This window comes from Streptomyces marincola, from assembly GCF_020410765.1.
GTDB classification, from domain to species: domain Bacteria; phylum Actinomycetota; class Actinomycetes; order Streptomycetales; family Streptomycetaceae; genus Streptomyces; species Streptomyces marincola.
Map to the genome: position 1 here is coordinate 5,618,132 of NZ_CP084541.1, position 16,933 is coordinate 5,635,064.

Genomic DNA, 16,933 nt, shown 5'->3' on the forward strand with positions numbered 1-16,933 from the left:
CCATGACCCTCCACCCACGCACCGCGGCCCGGCCGCTGCTCGCCTCGCTCCGGGCCCTCCTCGTCCTCACCGTGATCACCGGGGTGGCCTATCCGCTGCTCGTCACCGGCGTCGCGCAGGGGGCGTTCCACGACCGCGCCAACGGCTCCATGGCCGAAGCGGACGGCCGGGAGGTCGGCTCCCGGCTGATCGGCCAGAACTGGCTGGACGCCGCGGGCGAGCCCGACCCCCGGTGGTTCCAGCCGCGCCCGTCCCACAGCGCCCACGACCCGCTGGCCACCGGCTCCGGCCAGCTGGGCGCGAGCGACCCGACCCTGCTCGCGACGGTCCGCGAGGCCAGGGAGCACGTCGCCGCGTTCAACGACGTGCCCCTCGACGCGGTGCCGCCGGACGCCGTCACGGGCTCGGCCTCGGCCGTCGACCCGCACATCTCGCCCGCCTACGCGCGGCTCCAGGCCGACCGCGTCGCCGGCGCGAACGGCCTGCGGCCGGACGAGGTCGCGCGGCTGGTCGAGGAGCACACCGAGGGCCGCGACCTCGGGTTCCTCGGCAACGAGCGGGTCAACGTGCTGGAGCTGAACCTGGCGTTGCGCGCCCTCACCGCCGGCTGAGCGGGCCAGGCTGCCGCACGGCGACGATCCTGCGGATGAGGAAGTCCTCCTCGGCCCCGGTCTCCTCGCACCACGCGAACAGGTCGGGCGAGTCCAGCTCGAACCGGCTGACGGTGTACGAGACCCGCCGGCCGGCGTCCGGGTCCGGGCTCGTGACGTAGTCGACGGTGATGCGCCGGCCCGCGTCCACCGCCGCGGCCAGCTGCCTGACCTCGTCGAGCGACAGCTCGGTGGCCTTCTCGGCCAGCACCCGCAGGCTCACCGAGCTGTCCGCCGCCAGCCGCAGCGCCAGCCGGTGCGTGTCGGGCTCCGGGCGGTCGGCCGGTGCCGGGGGCTCGGCGCGCTGGGCCGGCAGCGCGGCGGCGCGCGGCCGGACGGGCCGTTCGACCCGCACGGTGCCGTCGGCCGCCTCCGCCACCGGCGCGTACCCGTGGGCCCGCAGCGCCGCCAGGGCCTCGGCGACCGGGCTGCGGCCCACGAGCACGGTGGGCGCGAGCCGCCGCAGGCCGAGCGCGGCGAGCCCGCGGTGGAACAGCACCTCGCTGAGCATCGCCGCGTCCTCGGCGTGGATGACGCAGGGCGCGGCCACCACCTGGAGCCGGCCGTGCCGCCTGGCGGCGTCGCGGATCAGGTACGTCAACGGCTGGGGGAGCGGCCGGTCGGTGACGGCGCCGAGCGCCGCCTCGACGGACTCCGCCGACCGCCCGCCGTCCAGCGCCCTGCGGACGCTGCTGGGCGTGAACCGCCACACCGACGCCACGCCGCGGCTCTCCCGCTCCGCGACCTCGTCGAGCAGGCGTTCCAGGGCGGCGGCCGGCGTGCCGGTGACGACGGCCGTCAGATCGCCGCCGAACCTGGCCCGTTCCGCGGGCGCGGGCAGCAGCGCCCGCGCGGCCGAGACCAGGGCGGCCTCGCTGCCCGAGCGCAGCGCGGCCCCGAGCGGCGTCAGCGCACCGCAGGCCAGCACGCCGAGCAGCGCGGCCTCGCGCAGCAGCCCGGCGAACGGCGGCGCGTCCTGGTCGAGCCTTCTGGCCATCGGCCGGTGCCAGGAGACCAGGGCGGCCAGCGCCTCGTCGTGCCGCGCGCCCCGGCCCTCGGGCAGCCGGGCCGCCGCGCCGAGCAGCGCGCGGCGCGCCGCCAGCCGGTCGTTGCGGGGCAGCCCCTCGCCGAGGGCGGGGCGCACCCGGCCCTCGGCGTCCCGGTCGCTGGTCGGGGTGTCGGGCAGCGACCACCAGGCCCGCAGCAGAACGGCCAGCCGGTGGCCGGGGTCCTGCTCGGCCCAGGCGTCCCAGGCGGCCGTGACCGCGAACCGCTCGCCGTCCCTGGCCAGCAGCCCGGCCGCGCGCCCGCTCTCCAGCGCGAGGCGCACCTCGGGCTCGCCGCACTGCGCGGCCCGCGCGATGCGCAGCACCTCGCGGGAGCCCACGCCGCCCCCGCGCAGCCGGGCCGGCGGCCCGGCCGCGCAGGCCGCGAACACCGCGGCCGCCTGACTCGCGAAGAGCTGGGCCGCCGCCGCGGCCTGCGCCGCGACCGCCGCGGGGGCGGCGGCGCGCAGCGGGGGCTCGGGCGGCGCGGCGGCGAACGGCGCCCGCCAGCCGGTTCCCCGCAGCGCGAGCGCCACCTCGGCCGGCATCGTCACCGCGCCCGTTCCGCGCCTGGGGCGGACCAGCAGACCCCGGTCCAGGGCCCAGCGCAGGCCGGGCCTGCTCGCGGGGACCGGCTCGTCCGACACGGTCCTGCCGGCCCGCGTCAGCAGGTCGCGCGTCTCCGGCGGGGCGGCGGCGGCCAGCGCGGCGACGCGGTCGGCGTCCCCGTGGTGCTCCAGCACGGCGGCCAGCCGCCGCTGCTTGGTGGGGGACGGCGGCAGGCCGAGGGCGCGCACGATCACGGCGAGCTCCTCCGCGGTCCGCTCGCCCATCAGGCCGACCAGGCCGCGGCCGAGACCGAGCGGTGCCGCCCACGTCTGCCGCAGCGGCTCGACGATCAGCAGCGATCCCGCCTCGTCCGGCCAGACCAGCGCGTACCTGGCCAGCTCCGCGAGGGCCGCGGCCACGCCCCGTTCGTCGCCGAGCATGGCGAGGAGGCGTTCCTCGGGCACGCCCTCGCCCGGCGGGTCCTCCGGCGCGGGCATCCCCGCCAGCGCGGCCACCGCCTCCGCCGCCTGGAGGGCGCGCAGCGTCAGGCGGCTCGCGGCCCGCGCCACCGATCTGCGGTCCGCGAGCCGCTCGGCCAGCTCGGCCAGGCGGCCGGGCTCGGTCGGGCGCAGCGCGTCCGGCCTGGCGGTGAGGACGTCGTGGAGCCGGTCGGCGGGCAGCCGGCCGAGCCACGCGGCCAGCGGGTGCGGGGGCGTTGGGCCCATCGGACTCACCTCGTGTGTGCGACGGTCCGGATGCTCTCGGTCACCGTACCCGCCCGGTCCGTGCCCGGGGGCCGAAACGGAAGGTTCCCCCGGCCCGGGCCCCGCGCAGCCCGCGGAGCGGCGCGTTTCTTACGGGACCCTGACGGTCCCGGGGGCGGCGGCCGGGGCGACGACGCCGGCGGGGGGACGAGAATGGAGTCATGGCACGACGTGGCAAGCTGCGGATCTACCTGGGAGCGGCACCCGGCGTGGGCAAGACCTACGCCATGCTCTCGGAGGCGCACCGGCGCGCCGAGCGCGGCACGGACATCGTCGTGGCGCTCGTGGAGCACCACGACCGGCCCAGGACGCGGACGCTGCTGCACGGCCTTGAGCAGGTGCCGCGCCGCGAGGTGCGGCACCGCGAGGCGACGTTCACGGAGATGGACACCGACGCCGTGCTGCGCCGGGCCCCCCGGGTCGCCCTGGTGGACGAGCTGGCCCACACGAACGTGCCCGGCGGTCGCAACGCCAAGCGCTGGCAGGACATCGACGAACTGCTGGACGCCGGCATCGACGTGGTGTCGACCGTCAACATCCAGCACCTGGAATCACTCGGTGACGTGGTGGAGTCCATCACCGGCGTGCGCCAGCGCGAGACCGTGCCCGACGAGGTGGTCCGGCGCGCCGACCAGATCGAACTGGTGGACATGGCGCCCGAGGCGCTGCGCCGGCGCATGGCGCACGGCAACATCTACGCCCCGGACAAGGTCGACGCCGCGCTCGCCCACTACTTCAGGCCGGGCAACCTGACGGCGCTGCGCGAACTCGCCCTGCTGTGGACCGCCGACCGGGTCGACGCCTACCTCCAGCAGTACCGCAACGAGCACGGCATCCGCTCCACCTGGCACGCCAGGGAGCGCATCGTCGTCGGCCTGACCGGCGGGCCCGAGGGCAGCACGCTGATCCGCCGGGCCGCCAGGATGGCGGCCAAGGGGTCGGGCGGCGAGATCCTCGCGGTGTACATATCGAGGGCCGACGGGCTCACCTCCGCGTCGCCGCGCGAGCTGGCCGCCCAGCGCACGCTGGTCGAGCAGCTGGGCGGCACGTTCCACCACGTCATCGGCGACGACGTGCCCGGCGCGCTGCTGGACTTCGCGCGCGGCGTCAACGCCAACCAGATCGTGCTCGGCTCCAGCCGCCGCAAGTCCTGGCAGTACATCTTCGGTCCGGGCGTGGGCGCCACCGTCGCCCGCGAGTCGGGCTCCATAGACGTGCACATCGTCACCCACGCCGAGGTCGCCAAGGGGCGCGGCCTGCCCGTGGCCCGCAGCGCGCGGCTGGGCCGGTCCCGCACGATCAGCGGCTGGCTGATCGGCCTGGCCGGGCCGCTGCTGCTGACCTGGGCGCTCTCCGAGCCGTCGCCGGGCGCGGAGTTCGCGAGCGACGTGCTGCTGTTCCTGTCGTTCACGGTGTTCGCCGCCCTCGTCGGCGGCCTGTGGCCAGGACTCGTCTCCGCGACCGTCGGCTCGGTGCTGCTCAACTACTACTTCGCCCGCCCCACCAACCAGTGGAAGGTCGCCGAGGGCCACAACATCGTCGCCATCGTCGTGTTCTTCGCCATCGCGGTGGCCGTCGCGACGGTCGTGGACCGCTCGGCGCGCCGCACGCACCAGGCCGCGCGGCTGCGCGCGGAGTCCGAGACCCTGACGCTGCTCGCCGGCAGCGTGCTGCGCGGCGACGACACCCTGGGCGCGCTGCTCGAACGGGCCAGGGAGACGTTCGGCATGGAGACCGCGGCCCTGCTCGAACGCGACCTCGACCGCCGCAAGTGGGCCTGCGTCGGCAGCGTCTCCGTCAACGGCGGCGTCAAGCCCGTCAACACCCCGGACGACGCCGACGTCGACGTTCCGATCGGCGAGCACACCATGCTCGCGCTGTCCGGGCGGGTGCTGCCGGCCGAGGACCGCAGGGTGCTGACCGCGTTCGCCGCGCACGCCGCCGCCATCCTGGACCGCCAGCGGCTGAAGGACGAGGCGGGCCGCGCCCACAAGCTCGCCGAGGGCAACCGCATCAGAACGGCGCTGCTCGCCGCCGTCTCGCACGACCTGCGCACGCCGCTCGCCGCCATCAAGGCCAGCGTCTCCAGCCTGCGTTCGGACGACGTGGCCTGGTCGGACGAGGACGAGGCCGACCTGCTGGAGAGCATCGAGCAGGGCGCCGACCGCCTCGACCAGCTCGTCGGCAACCTGCTCGACATGTCCAGGCTCCAGACCGGGACCGTTGAGCCGCTGCTGCGGGAGATCGACCTCGACGAGGTCGTGCCGCACGCGCTCGGCGGCCTCCCCGACGCCCACGTCGTCGAACTCGACATCCCCGAGTGGCTGCCGTTCGCCGCGGCCGACCCAGGCCTGCTGGAGCGCAGTGTCGCGAACGTCGTCGAGAACGCCGTCAAGTACAGTCCGCCCGGCACGCCCGTGCTGGTGCGGGCCGACGCGCTGGGCGACCAGGTGCAGGTGCGCGTGGTGGACCGCGGGCCCGGCGTGCCCGACAGCGAGAAGGACCGCATCTTCGAGCCCTTCCAGCGGCACGGCGACACCCCGCGCGGCAACGGCGTCGGCCTCGGCCTCGCGGTGGCGCGCGGCTTCGTCGAGGCGATGCACGGCACCCTCGACGCCGAGGACACCCCGGGCGGCGGCCTGACGATGGTGATCACGCTCCCCAGGGCCCGACAGACGGAACGAAAGGCGGCACATGCACCGGGTGCTCGTAGTCGATGACGAGCCGCAGATCCTCCGCGCGCTCGTCATCAACCTCAAGGCGCGCAAGTACGAGGTGGACACCGCGGCGGACGGGGCGTCCGCGCTCCGGCTGGCCGCCGAACGGCACCCCGACGTCGTCATCCTCGACCTCGGCCTGCCCGACATGGACGGCGTGCGGGTCATCACCGGCATCCGCGGCTGGACGCGGGTGCCGATCATCGTGCTCTCGGCCCGGCACACCTCGGACGAGAAGGTCGAGGCGCTGGACGCGGGGGCCGACGACTACGTCACGAAGCCGTTCGGCATGGACGAGCTGCTGGCCAGGCTGCGGGCCGCGGTCCGCCGCGCGGAGCCGAGTTCGGGGGAGGACGAGGCGGTCGTGGAGGCCGGCGGGTTCACCGTCGACCTCGCGGCCAAGAAGGTGCACCGGGAGGGGCGCGACGTCAGGCTCACCCCGACCGAGTGGCACCTGCTCGAAGTGCTCATCCGCAACACCGGCCGCCTGGTCAGCCAGCGGCAGCTGCTCCAGGAGGTGTGGGGGCCGGCCTACGGCACCGAGACCAACTACCTGCGCGTCTACATGGCCCAGCTGCGGCGCAAGCTGGAAGCCGACCCGTCGGCGCCGCGCCACCTGATCACCGAGCCCGGCATGGGCTACCGCTTCGAGAGGTGAAGGGGGCGGTGCGATGAGCGGGCGGCGCTACCCTGAGGGCATGGGTACGGACAGCCGCGGCTGGCTGCGGCGGCTGCTCGGGCGGCCGGGCCCCGGGGACCGGGACGACCTGGCCCCGGAGACCGAGCCTGCGGACTCCGGGTGCCGCCGCATCAGCGACTGCGCGGACGGCCCCGAGGGCCGCCGCGTCGTCCGGGTGAGCGGTACCCTGCGGACGGTGACGCGGCGCACGGTCGCCGGCATGCCGGCCCTCCAGGCCGAGCTCGACGACGGAACGGCCTCGCTCGACGTGGTGTGGCTGGGACGGAGCGCCATCGCGGGGGTCGAGCCCGGCAGGTCGCTGGTCGCCGCCGGGCGCATCGCGGTGACACGCGGCCGTCCGGTGCTGTTCAATCCCCGGTACCAGCTGCAACCGTGGGACCGACCGCGTGAGACGCGCGAGAAGGAGTAGCCGAGTGAACGCACCCGAGCCGGTACCTGACGAGGGGGACGAGGCGGCCACGCGCGCGGCGTTCTTCGACGCGTTCGGCGGTGTCCGCGGCATGGTCGAGACCACGGTGCCCGGGCTGATCTTCGTGCTCAGCTACACGATCAACCGGAGCATCAACGTCTCGGCCGTCCTCGCGCTGAGCCTGTCCGCGGTCCTCGCCCTCGCCCGCCTGGTGCGCAGGGACACCGCGAAGCACGCCTTCGGCGGTGTCTTCGGCGTCGCGTTCGGCGCGGTGTTCGCGATGATGTCGGGCGACGCCAAGAACTTCTACCTGCCCGGCATGCTCTACACGCTGGGCCTCGGCGTCGCGTACGTCGTCACCTCGCTGGCCGGGGTGCCGCTGCTCGGCCTCGTCCTCGGGCCGGTCTTCCGGGAGAACCTGTCCTGGCGCACCCGCAACCCCGGGCGGAAGGTCGCCTACACCAAGGCCAGCTACGTGTGGGGCGGCATCCTGCTGGCCAAGTCCGCGATCACCTTCCCCATCTACTTCTGGGGGGACGCCACCCAGCTCGGCTGGCTGCGCGTGGCCCTCGGCATCCCGCCGTTCCTGCTGGCCGTCTACCTGACCTGGATCATCCTGGTGAAGGCGCCGGCGCCCATCGATGTCATCGCCGAGTGGGAGGAGCGCGAGGAACGGGAGAAGCGGGAGAAGCGGGAGAAGCAGGAGAGGGAGGCGCGGGCCCAGGGGGCGGAGAGCACTGCGGCCCCGGCCGCGCCCGCCCCCGAGGCCGCGGGGCCAGGCGCGGGTCCGCCCGCGTAGGGCCCGCGGGGCCGCGGGGACGGAAGGTCAGTCGAGCGGGTCGGGCCACGCGTGGGCGGGCAGCAGCTCGCGCAGCGGCGTCGTCCTGCCGCGGCCGAGCACGACCCCGGTGCCGAGGTTGTCCGCGTCGATCTGCCGCATGAACTCGCGGCACCGGCCGCACGGCGGGAGCACGTGCAGGCGCCCCTCGTCGTTGCGCCACACGGCGACGACCTTCGCGATCCGGTACTCGCGGGCGGTGACCATGGCGGCGATGGCCGCGGGCTCGGCGCAGAATCCGGTGCCCGAGCCCGTGTCGATGCACACGCCGGTGTACAGGTTGCCCGCCGCGCTGAGCACGGCGGCCCCCACGTCGCCGAACAGCCGGTCGCCCACGCGGTGGGGGTTCAGCACGGCCTCGGCCGCGGCTATCAGCGCGTCGTCGGACAGAGTGGCCACGAGGGGAACGTAGCCGACCCGGCCCGCCACCGGCCACCGGTTTCCGCGCCCGCGCGGGGCCGGGCGCGCGCCGTGCGGCTACGCGCGTTCCCGGGGGGACAGCAGGTCCTCCAGCTGCCCCTCGCTCGCCGCCGCGGCGACGAACAGCAACTCGTCGCCGGCCGCCAGCGCGTCGTCCGGATCGGGGATGAGCACGCGGGCGCCGCGGATGATGGTGACCAGCGCCGTGTCCTGGGGCCACGCCACCTCGCCCACGCGGGTGCCGACCAGGGCGGCCCCCTCGGGCAGCGTCAGCTCCACCAGGTTCGCCTCGCCCTGGCTGAACCGCATCAGGCGCACCAGGTCGCCGATGCTCACGGCCTCCTCCACCAGGGCCGACATCAGGCGCGGCGTCGACACCGCGACGTCGACGCCCCACGCGTCGTTGAACAGCCACTCGTTCTTCGGGTGGTTGACACGGGCGACCACGCGCGGCACGCCGTACTCCGTCTTGGCGAGGAGCGACACCACCAGGTTGACCTTGTCGTCGCCGCTGGCGGCGATGACCACCTGGCAGCGTTCCAGGGCCGCCTCGTCGAGCGCCGCGATCTCGCAGGCGTCCGCGAGCAGCCACTCGGCCTCGGGCACGCGTTCGACGGAGACCGCCTGGGGCGATTTGTCGATCAGCAGCACCTCGTGCCCGTTCTCCAGCAGCTCGGCCGCGACCGAACGGCCCACCGCGCCCGCGCCCGCGATCACCACTCTCATGCCGTGTCTCCCTCGTGCCCCTTCACGACTCCTCCGGGCCGAGGAGGCAAGCCGCCTCCACGTCGGCGACCTGGTCGCTGTACATCATCACGTGCACCAGGTCCCCCTCCTGCAACACCGTCTGCGCGGTCGGCAGCATCGGCTCGCCCATGCGCGTGAGGAACGCCACCCGCACGCCGGTCCGTTCCTGGAAGGCGCGGACCCCGTGGCCGAGCCAGGAGGCCGCGACGTGCACCTCGGACAACTGCACGCCACCGCTCGGATCGCGCCACAGCGGCTCGGCACCGGCCGGCAGCAGCCGGCGCAGCATCTGGTCCGCGGTCCAGCGGACGGTGGCCACGGTCGGGATGCCGAACCGCTCGTACACCTCGGCGCGGCGCGGGTCGTAGATGCGGGCCGTGACGTTCTCCACGCCGAACACCTCGCGCGCCACCCGGGCGGCGATGATGTTGGAGTTGTCCCCGCTGCTGACCGCGGCGAAGGCGCCCGCGTCGGCGAGCCCGGCCTCGCGCAGCGTGTCCTGGTCGAAGCCGAGGCCGGTCACGCGCCGTCCGCCGAACCGGGAGCCGAGGCGCCGGAAGGCCGTCGGGTCCCGGTCGATGACGGCGACGGAATGACCGCGTTCCTCCAGGTTCTGCGCCAGGGTCGCGCCGACCCGGCCGCAGCCCATGATGACGATGTGCATAGGTCTCCTTCAGTGCGCACCACGCTACCGGGCGCGGCGTCGGCTGTCCGTTCCGGCGCCTTCGGTCACGTACCGTGAGCGCATGGCACGCACCAAGCGGGTGCTCCTGGGCCGGGCCCTGCGCAGTGACTCCGTGGGCCGCACCCTGCTCCCCAAGCGCCTCGCCCTGCCGGTCTTCGCCTCCGACCCGCTGTCGTCCGTCGCGTACGCGCCGGGCGAGATCCTGCTCGTCCTGTCCGTCGCGGGCGCGGCGGCCTACGCGGGCAGCGCCTGGATCACCGCGGCGGTCGCCGTCCTGATGGTCACCGTCGTCGCCTCCTACCGGCAGACGGTGCGCGCCTACCCCAACGGCGGGGGCGCCTACGCCGTGGTCTCGCGCACCTTCGGCCGCCGCGCCGGGCTGACCGTGGGCAGCGCCCTGCTGGTCGACTACGTGCTCACCGTCGCGGTCTCGGTCTCCGCGGGCGTCGACAACCTCGGGTCGGCCGTCGGCGCGGTCCGCGCGTACCCGGTGCCGAGCGCGCTTGCCGTCATCGCCGTGCTGACGCTGCTCAACCTCCGCGGCACCCGCGAGTCCGGCCGGCTGTTCGCCGTGCCGACCTACGCGTTCGTCGTGTGCGTGCTGGCCATGATCCTCTGCGGAGCCGTCAGGGCGGCCGGGTTCGGCGACACCTTGCGCGCGCCCACCGCCGACTACGAGATCGCGGCGGAGCAGACCGGGCTCTCCGCGCTGGCCATGGGCTTCCTGCTGCTGCGCGCCTTCTCCTCCGGCTGCGCGGCCCTCACCGGCGTGGAGGCGATCAGCAACGGGGTGCCCGCGTTCCGCGAACCGAGAGGGCGCAACGCCGCGACCACGCTCACGATCATGGGTGCGCTGGCCGTCACCATGTTCACAGGCGTGATGGCGCTCGCCCTGCACAGCGGCGTCCGGATGGCGCACGACCCGGCGCACGACCTGCTGATCGACGGGCGGCCCGCGGGGGCCGGATACCACCAGGACCCGGTCATCGCCCAGGTGGGCGCCGCCGTGTTCGGCGCCGGCTCCGTGCCGTTCCTGTGCCTGGCGGCGGCCACCGCGCTCGTCCTCTTCCTCGCGGCCAACACCGCCTACAACGGCTTCCCCGTCCTCGGCTCGACCCTCGCGCAGGACCGCTACCTGCCCCGCCAGCTGCACACCCGCGGCGACCGCCTGGCCTACAGCAACGGCATCGTGTTCCTGACCCTGCTCGCCGCCGTCCTGGTCATCGCCTTCAGGGCCGACGTCAACCAGCTCATCCAGCTGTACATCGTCGGCGTCTTCGTCTCGTTCACCTTCAGCCAGAGCGGCATGGTCAGGCACTGGAACCTGCTCCTCGCCGACGAACGCGACCCCGCGGCCCGGGGCCGCATGCGGCGCGCCCGCGCCCTGAACGGGTTCGGCGCCGGGCTGTGCGCCCTGGTCCTGGCCGTCGTGCTGGTGACCAAGCTCGGGCACGGGGCGTGGGTCTCCCTCGTCGGCATGGCCCTCTTCCACCTGGTGATGAGCGCCATCAGACGCCGCTACGACCAGGTCGCTGACGAACTGGAGCCCGACGCCCCCGCGGAACGCCTCGGCATCCGCCCCTCCCAGGTGCACGCCGTCGTCCTGGTGTCCCAGCTGCACAAGCCCACCTACCGCGCGCTCGCCTACGCCAGGCTGCTGCGGGCCCGGAGCCTGGCCGCCGTGACCATCGCCGTCGACCCGGAGGACGCCGGGCGGCTGGCCGAGGAGTGGCGGCGCCGGCACGTCGACGTGCCGCTCCACGTTCTCGACGCCCCCTACCGCGAGATCACCCATCCGTTCGTCGCCTACGTCGAGGACCTGCGGCGCGCCCACCCCGACGACGTGGTGAGCGTCGTCATCCCCGAGTACGTGGTGGGCCACTGGTACGAGAGGCTGCTGCACAACCGGAGCGCGCTGCGGCTGCGGGCCAGGCTCCTGCACACGCCGGGCGTCACCGTGACCACCGTGCCCTGGCGGCTGCGCTCGTCGGGGGCGGCCCTGGCCCGCATCGGACGGCACCATCCGCTGCACGCTCCCGGCGTGGTCAGGCGCGGCACCGGGCACCACCCGCGCCGACCGTAGACTGGAACGCCGCTGTCGCCGACGTTCGGAGCACCCCCTCATGCCCACCGCAGAACCCTCGCCCAAGGCGGCATCCCTGGTCGGGCAGGAGTACGAGGTCGAGGTCGGGCCGGTGGCGCACGGCGGCCACTGCGTGGCCCGCACCGCCGAGGGCCGGGTGCTGTTCGTCCGCCACACGCTGCCGGGGGAACGCGTCGTGGTGCGCGTCACCGAGGGGCGCGAGGACTCGCGCTACCTGCGCGCGGACGCCGTGCGCGTGCTGACCCCCGCCAAGGACCGCGTTCCCGCGCCCTGCCCGTTCTCCGGGCCCGGCCGGTGCGGCGGCTGCGACTGGCAGCACGTCAAGCCGGGCGCGCAGCGCCGGCTGAAGGGCGAGGTGCTCGCCGAGCACCTGCGTTCGCTCGCCGGGCTCACGGCCGAGGAGGCGGGCTGGGACGGCACCGTCGAGCCGGCGCCGGGGGACAAGGTGCCGGCCGGCGAGGTGCCCGCCTGGCGCACCCGCGTGCAGTTCGCGGTCGACGAGCAGGGCAGGCCGGGGCTGCGCAGGCACCGCTCGCACGAGGTCGAGCCCGTCGACCGCTGCCTGATCGCCGCCGAGGGCGTCGAGGAACTGGGCGTCGAACGGCGCGCCTGGCCCGGCATCGAGTCCGTCGAGGTGGCCGCGGCCACCGGTTCGAACGACCGGCTCGTCGTGCTCACCCCGCGCCCGGGCGCCCGGCTGCCCCTCGTCGAGCTGGACCGGCCGGTGTCCGTGATGCGCGCGGAGCCCTCCCGTTCGCGCGGCGGGGAGCCGCCGCTGCACCGGGTGCACGGCCGCGCCTTCGTGCGGGAACGCGCCGACGGCCGCACCTGGCGGGTCGGCGGCGGCGGGTTCTGGCAGGGCCACCGGGAGGCGGCCGGCGTGCTGGTGGACGCGGTGATGCGCGGCCTCACCCCGCGCAAGGGCGAGATGGCCATCGACCTGTACTGCGGGGCCGGCCTCTTCGCCGGGGCGCTCGCCGACCGGGTGGGGGAGCGCGGCGCGGTGCTCGGTATCGAGGCGTCCAAGCGGGCCGTCGAGGACGCCAGGCACAACCTCGCGGACTTCCCGCGGGTGCGCGTCGAACACGGGCCGGTGGCCAAGGTGCTGCCCCGTACCGGCATCGCGAGCGCCGACCTGGTCGTGCTCGACCCGCCGCGCGCCGGCGCGGGCGGGGAGGTCGTGCGCCGCGTCGCCGGTCTCGGCGCCCGGCGCATCGCGTACGTGGCCTGCGACCCGGCCGCGCTGGCGCGCGACCTGGCCCACTTCCGCGCCGCCGGGTACGTGCCGCGTTTCCTGCGGGCCTTCGACCTCTTCCCGATGACGCACCACCTGGAGTGCGTGGCGATCCTGGAGCCGGCCGCGAAGGGTGCGCGGGCCTGAGCCGTGCCGCGCCCCGCGCCGGGTCGGAATCCGGGTCGGCGCTGCGCCGGTCGCTCAGCCGTCACCGCGGATCACCGCCGGTAGGGTGGAAGCGGACCGGGACGAGCGGGCGACCCGGCGTAAGGGCTCTCAGGGCGGCGAGAGGATGTGGCGGCGCTGGAGGACAGCAGCCAGGGGCGCGCGCGGGACCGCAGGTCGTTGTACGAGCGCTACCAGGAGACAGGCGCGACGAAGAACTTCGAGGGCGCGGACGAGCTGTTCGCTCTGGAGACCGCTTCCGACGGCCGGCCCACCGATGTCGAGCGCGAGGACACGGAGGAGGGCGTCGAGCGGATCACCTCCCCGTTCGATCCGGAGCAGATCGACATCGAGACCCGGACCTCGACCGTCGACCTGCTGCTCTCCCGGCTCCGCAACGACATGATCGACCTGGCGCCCGACTTCCAGCGCCGGGCCGGTATCTGGACGGACGAGAAGCAGAGTCGCCTGATCGAGTCGCTGCTCCTGCGCATTCCCATTCCGTCCTTCTACGCGGCCGAGCAGAAGGACGGCACCTGGGTCATTGTGGACGGCATCCAGCGCCTGACCTCCATCGCCCGCTTCTTCGACGCGGAACTGGTCGGCGCGTCACCGCTGAGACTGACCGGCCTTGAGTACCTTCTCCACTTCGCGGGGAAAGGGCTCGCGGACCTGTCGGGCAAGTTGCAGATCCGGTTGCGGGAGACGGAGGTGGTCGTCCACGTCATCCGGCGCGGCACCCCGGAACCGGTCATGTTCAACATCTTCGCCCGTATCAACACCGGCGGTGAGCCCCTGACCCGGCAGGAGATCCGGCACGCGCTGATCCCCGGCCGTGCCAGGACCGTCCTGGCGGAACTCGCCGCGTCCGACGAGTTCCGCGACGCGACCGGCCACAGCGTGGTCGGGGACCGGATGGCCGATCGGGAAATGGTGCTGCGCTTCCTCGCCTTCCGGCTCCTCCCTCCGGAGGGGTACCGCAGCGGGGACTTCGACGGGTTGCTGGCGGAGGCGATGCACCGCGTCAACCGCCTCGACGCCGCCGAGGAGGCCGTTCTCAGACAGGAGTTCACCGCGGCCATGACAGCGGCCGAGAAGGTCTTCGGCGTGCACGCCTTCCGTAAATACCGCACTGGTCAGCAGCGCAAGTCTCCTATCAACAAAGCTCTGTTCGAAGCCATCGCGGTGAGCCTGACGGAGCTGGGCGAGGAGCAGTGCGGCAGGTTGGAGCGGTCCGCTACCCTGAGCGCGTTCGCGGAACTCATGGAGGATCCCGACTTCGAACGGTCCATCTCCGTGGCCACGGGCGATCCCAAGAAGGTGAGGAAGAGGTTCGCATCCGTGCGGCAGCTGTTCCGGCACCTCCTCGCACCTGGAGCAACCCAGCAGTGATCGACCGGCTCACCCTCGTCAACTTCAAAGCATTCCGCCGGCTTGAGCTTCCCCTGGGGCCCCTGACCCTCCTCACCGGTCTGAACTCGTCCGGCAAGAGCAGCGTGCTCCACGCGCTCGCCCTGCTCCGTCAGTCGTTCGAGAACACCAGGTCGGCCGGCTCCGCGGGAGGGCTGCTGCTGAACGGCGACCTGGTGGAACTGGGCAGTGCCAGGGACGTCCTGCACGACGACTTCGGCCCTGCGGACGACCTGGTGGACGCGGACACCCCCGTGGTCGGCCTCGTGGTCGAAGCCGGTCGGGCCTTCCGTTTCGTCGGCCTCTACGACCCGCAGGAGCCGGACGAGGACCTGATGGAGACGCGCGTGCCGCGCGCGCTCCCGGATTTCCTCGCCCTGCCCTTCCAGTACCTCCACGCCGACCGCATCACGCCGGCCGTCACCTACCCGCGGTCCCGGCAGGTGGCCATCGACCGGGAGTTCCTCGGCGTCCGGGGCGAGCACACCGTCAACTACCTGCGCCACTACGGGGAGCGGGAGGTCCCCGACGGGCCGCTGCGTCATCCGCGGGCCTCGTCGCCCCAGCTCCGCGACCAGACCGTCGCCTGGATGCAGGAGCTGTGCCCCGGGGTGAACCTCCAGGCAGCCCCGATCGAGGGCACCGACTCCGTCCGCCTCTCCTACGGGTTCGGCGGCACCGCGGGAATCAACGCCTCGCGCCGTCGCCGCCCCACCCATGTCGGTTTCGGGCTCACGTACGCCCTGCCGATCGTCGTCGCCTGCCTCACCGCCGTCCCCGGCAGTCTGATCCTCCTGGAGAATCCCGAGGCCCACCTCCATCCCAAGGGCCAGAGCCGGATGGCGGCCCTGATCGCCGCGGGCGCCGTCTGCGGGGCTCAGCTGGTCGTCGAGACCCACAGCGACCACGTGCTGAACGGCGTACGTCTCGCGGTCAAGCGCGGTGTCCTGCGGCCGGACGACACCGTCATCCACTTCTTCAGGGGCGACGGTTCGGGCGCCGACGCCATAAGCCCACGTGTCGACAAGGACGGCATGCTCGCCCAGTGGCCCGAAGGCTTCTTCGACGAGTGGGAGAACTCGCTCGATCAACTGCTCGACTGATGCGGGGCCGTCGACAACGAAGGGGAAGCGCGTGCCGCTGCTGTTCTTGAACGAGAAGTCGTGGGGCACGACGTGCGGCAAGGCCCGAGCCGATGCGGCCATGGCCGATTTCGTGGATGTCGTGCGCGCGGTCGCCGATGAGGATCGGTCGGGTACGTCCCTGGTCAGCGAGGTCGAGCTGAAGAGTCTGGACGTCGCCGATGGCTATCCGATCGGCAAGTGGATCGGCGGCAGTCCGAAGAACCATGTGCGCTGGCAGCGGCTCCTGGCGCTGCGCAACAGGGCTCCGGTCCGCAGCGTCTATCCGACACCCGACGCCGACGACCACCTCGAATACCGGCACGAGGACACGGCCGTCGTGGGGATGGGCGCGGCGCACTTCATGGACGGTGTGGCGGTCAGCCTGCCGGTGGCGCCGTCGTGGTCCACCTCCTCGATCACGCTCGATCGGCGTGAACTCGTCGAACTCGACGACGGATCACTGGAGTACGAGCACGGTGTCGTCAAGGTGCGCCACGTGTCCGCGGTGTCGCACGTCGAGACGCATCGTTCCTGGATCAGGGATGCGGCCCTGTCCCGGGCGGCCACGGGGCGCCAGGTCTGGGAGCACAGGGAGGACCTGTACCCGCACCTTCAGTTCCTGCCCCGCACCGAAGCCCAGCTGAGCGACCTGGACCCGCGCTGGGTCGTGCCCGTCCGGCGGTGTCTCGAACGGCTCGACGCCGCGGCGGCCGACTGGGACGCCGCCGTCGCTCCCGAGCCGGAATGGCAGAGCAGAGTGACCCCGGAGGGCGAGACCCGCAAACGCGTGTGCCGCTTCGAGGACGTGGACGGGGAGTGGCGCACGTTTCATCTCCATGCCCGCTTCACGCCGGGAGCCGGCCGCATCCACTTCCGCCTGATCGGTGAGGAGAACCGGATCCGCGTCGCGCACGTCGGCCGCAAGATCCGTCCGGACCTGTGACCGAGTGCGGAAGCCGCCCGCGCGGCTCCGGCCCCGCCGGGCCGCGAAGGACGTCGTTCGGACCCGTGTCGTCCCGTCGCGCGGGGTGGGCGTCGCCGCGCCGCCGGATGCCAGTCCGGCATCATCGGCGCATGGCGATGACACCCCGACTCCCCGACGACCTCGACGCGAAGCCCACCGGGCGTGCTCGCCGGGAGGGCCGCGGCAAGCAGGAACTCGCCATCGAGGCCATCCGTGACGCCCAGGCTCGGGCCGAGCCGAAGGTCGACGATGTCCTGGCCGAGCTGATGGACAGCGATGCGGAGATCCTGCACCACCTGAAGTGAACGAAGCGCGCTGTCTCCCGATCGACGAGATACCGAGCACCGTGTGCGGGGCGGAACGGCGTTCGAGGCGGCGAGGCCGGCCGTCGGGCCGGGCCCGGCCGA

At 73.8% G+C, this 16,933-nt stretch carries 15 protein-coding genes; 11 read left to right on the forward strand and 4 right to left on the reverse strand.

Annotation, left to right across the window (positions count from 1 at the left end; translation table 11 throughout):
• Positions 1–2: 2 nt before the first annotated feature.
• Complete coding sequence (kdpC, locus tag LC193_RS24775) at positions 3–611, forward strand: potassium-transporting ATPase subunit KdpC (RefSeq protein ID WP_226077549.1); 609 nt, start codon at positions 3–5, stop codon at positions 609–611.
• Here kdpC and LC193_RS24780 read toward each other — a convergent pair.
• Positions 598–2,970, reverse strand: a complete 2,373-nt coding sequence (locus LC193_RS24780) for a helicase-associated domain-containing protein (RefSeq protein ID WP_226077550.1) — start codon at positions 2,968–2,970, stop codon at positions 598–600. The two genes, kdpC and LC193_RS24780, sit on opposite strands and share 14 nt — an antisense overlap.
• A gap of 200 nt (positions 2,971–3,170) precedes the next feature.
• Here LC193_RS24780 and LC193_RS24785 point away from each other — a divergent pair, with 200 nt between their 5' ends.
• The 4 genes from LC193_RS24785 (at position 3,171) to LC193_RS24800 (ending at position 7,634) form a co-directional block, all read left to right on the forward strand.
• Complete coding sequence (locus LC193_RS24785) at positions 3,171–5,729, forward strand: sensor histidine kinase (protein WP_226077551.1); 2,559 nt, start codon at positions 3,171–3,173, stop codon at positions 5,727–5,729.
• Positions 5,704–6,384 (forward strand): response regulator, encoded by a 681-nt coding sequence (locus LC193_RS24790; RefSeq protein ID WP_086157602.1) that lies wholly within the window; start codon positions 5,704–5,706, stop codon positions 6,382–6,384. Before LC193_RS24785 ends, LC193_RS24790 begins: the two co-directional genes overlap by 26 nt.
• Before the next feature lie 40 nt (positions 6,385–6,424).
• Positions 6,425–6,835 (forward strand): OB-fold nucleic acid binding domain-containing protein, encoded by a 411-nt coding sequence (locus LC193_RS24795; protein ID WP_226077552.1) that lies wholly within the window; start codon positions 6,425–6,427, stop codon positions 6,833–6,835.
• A gap of 91 nt (positions 6,836–6,926) precedes the next feature.
• Positions 6,927–7,634 carry a DUF3159 domain-containing protein gene (locus LC193_RS24800; RefSeq protein ID WP_404819560.1) on the forward strand — a complete coding sequence of 236 codons (708 nt, stop codon included), beginning with the start codon at positions 6,927–6,929 and terminating at the stop codon, positions 7,632–7,634.
• 27 nt (positions 7,635–7,661) lie between these two features.
• Here the strand turns inward: LC193_RS24800 and LC193_RS24805 are convergent, their stop codons facing one another.
• From LC193_RS24805 to LC193_RS24815, 3 genes are all read right to left on the reverse strand, one after another.
• On the reverse strand, positions 7,662–8,072 hold the full coding sequence (locus tag LC193_RS24805) for a cytidine deaminase family protein (RefSeq protein WP_226077555.1): 411 nt from the start codon (positions 8,070–8,072) through the stop codon (positions 7,662–7,664).
• Positions 8,073–8,150: 78 nt separating this feature from the next.
• The gene (locus LC193_RS24810) at positions 8,151–8,819 is read right to left on the reverse strand and encodes a potassium channel family protein (protein WP_226077556.1); all 669 of its coding nucleotides are present in this window, start codon (positions 8,817–8,819) and stop codon (positions 8,151–8,153) included.
• 22 nt (positions 8,820–8,841) lie between these two features.
• Entirely contained in the window at positions 8,842–9,504 is a 663-nt protein-coding gene (locus LC193_RS24815; protein WP_226077558.1) for a potassium channel family protein, read from the reverse strand.
• An 82-nt stretch (positions 9,505–9,586) separates the two neighbouring features.
• Between LC193_RS24815 and LC193_RS24820 the strand changes: the two genes are divergently transcribed.
• From LC193_RS24820 to LC193_RS24845, 6 genes are all read left to right on the forward strand, one after another.
• Positions 9,587–11,608 (forward strand): APC family permease, encoded by a 2,022-nt coding sequence (locus LC193_RS24820; protein WP_226077560.1) that lies wholly within the window; start codon positions 9,587–9,589, stop codon positions 11,606–11,608.
• A 40-nt stretch (positions 11,609–11,648) separates the two neighbouring features.
• On the forward strand, positions 11,649–13,010 hold the full coding sequence (locus tag LC193_RS24825) for a class I SAM-dependent RNA methyltransferase (RefSeq protein ID WP_226077562.1): 1,362 nt from the start codon (positions 11,649–11,651) through the stop codon (positions 13,008–13,010).
• Between the two features lie 147 nt (positions 13,011–13,157).
• On the forward strand, positions 13,158–14,420 hold the full coding sequence (locus LC193_RS24830) for a DUF262 domain-containing protein (RefSeq protein ID WP_226077564.1): 1,263 nt from the start codon (positions 13,158–13,160) through the stop codon (positions 14,418–14,420).
• Positions 14,417–15,541: an AAA family ATPase gene (locus tag LC193_RS24835; protein ID WP_226077566.1), complete on the forward strand. Its 1,125-nt coding sequence runs from the start codon at positions 14,417–14,419 to the stop codon at positions 15,539–15,541. Before LC193_RS24830 ends, LC193_RS24835 begins: the two co-directional genes overlap by 4 nt.
• 31 nt (positions 15,542–15,572) lie before the next feature.
• Positions 15,573–16,505 (forward strand): hypothetical protein, encoded by a 933-nt coding sequence (locus LC193_RS24840; protein WP_226077568.1) that lies wholly within the window; start codon positions 15,573–15,575, stop codon positions 16,503–16,505.
• Positions 16,506–16,636: 131 nt separating this feature from the next.
• The gene (locus tag LC193_RS24845; RefSeq protein WP_226077570.1) at positions 16,637–16,831 is read left to right on the forward strand and encodes a hypothetical protein; all 195 of its coding nucleotides are present in this window, start codon (positions 16,637–16,639) and stop codon (positions 16,829–16,831) included.
• Positions 16,832–16,933 lie beyond the last annotated feature (102 nt).

Bases quoted from the DNA above. Each gene is read 5' to 3' on its own strand.
- kdpC (WP_226077549.1), top strand. From the start codon at position 3: ATGACCCTCCACCCACGCACCGCGGCCCGGCCGCTGCTCGCCTCGCTC.
- LC193_RS24780 (WP_226077550.1), bottom strand. From the start codon at position 2,970: ATGGGCCCAACGCCCCCGCACCCGCTGGCCGCGTGGCTCGGCCGGCTG.
- LC193_RS24785 (WP_226077551.1), top strand. From the start codon at position 3,171: ATGGCACGACGTGGCAAGCTGCGGATCTACCTGGGAGCGGCACCCGGC.
- LC193_RS24790 (WP_086157602.1), top strand. From the start codon at position 5,704: ATGCACCGGGTGCTCGTAGTCGATGACGAGCCGCAGATCCTCCGCGCG.
- LC193_RS24795 (WP_226077552.1), top strand. From the start codon at position 6,425: ATGGGTACGGACAGCCGCGGCTGGCTGCGGCGGCTGCTCGGGCGGCCG.
- LC193_RS24800 (WP_404819560.1), top strand. From the start codon at position 6,927: ATGGTCGAGACCACGGTGCCCGGGCTGATCTTCGTGCTCAGCTACACG.
- LC193_RS24810 (WP_226077556.1), bottom strand. From the start codon at position 8,819: ATGAGAGTGGTGATCGCGGGCGCGGGCGCGGTGGGCCGTTCGGTCGCG.
- LC193_RS24815 (WP_226077558.1), bottom strand. From the start codon at position 9,504: ATGCACATCGTCATCATGGGCTGCGGCCGGGTCGGCGCGACCCTGGCG.
- LC193_RS24820 (WP_226077560.1), top strand. From the start codon at position 9,587: ATGGCACGCACCAAGCGGGTGCTCCTGGGCCGGGCCCTGCGCAGTGAC.
- LC193_RS24825 (WP_226077562.1), top strand. From the start codon at position 11,649: ATGCCCACCGCAGAACCCTCGCCCAAGGCGGCATCCCTGGTCGGGCAG.
- LC193_RS24845 (WP_226077570.1), top strand. From the start codon at position 16,637: ATGGCGATGACACCCCGACTCCCCGACGACCTCGACGCGAAGCCCACC.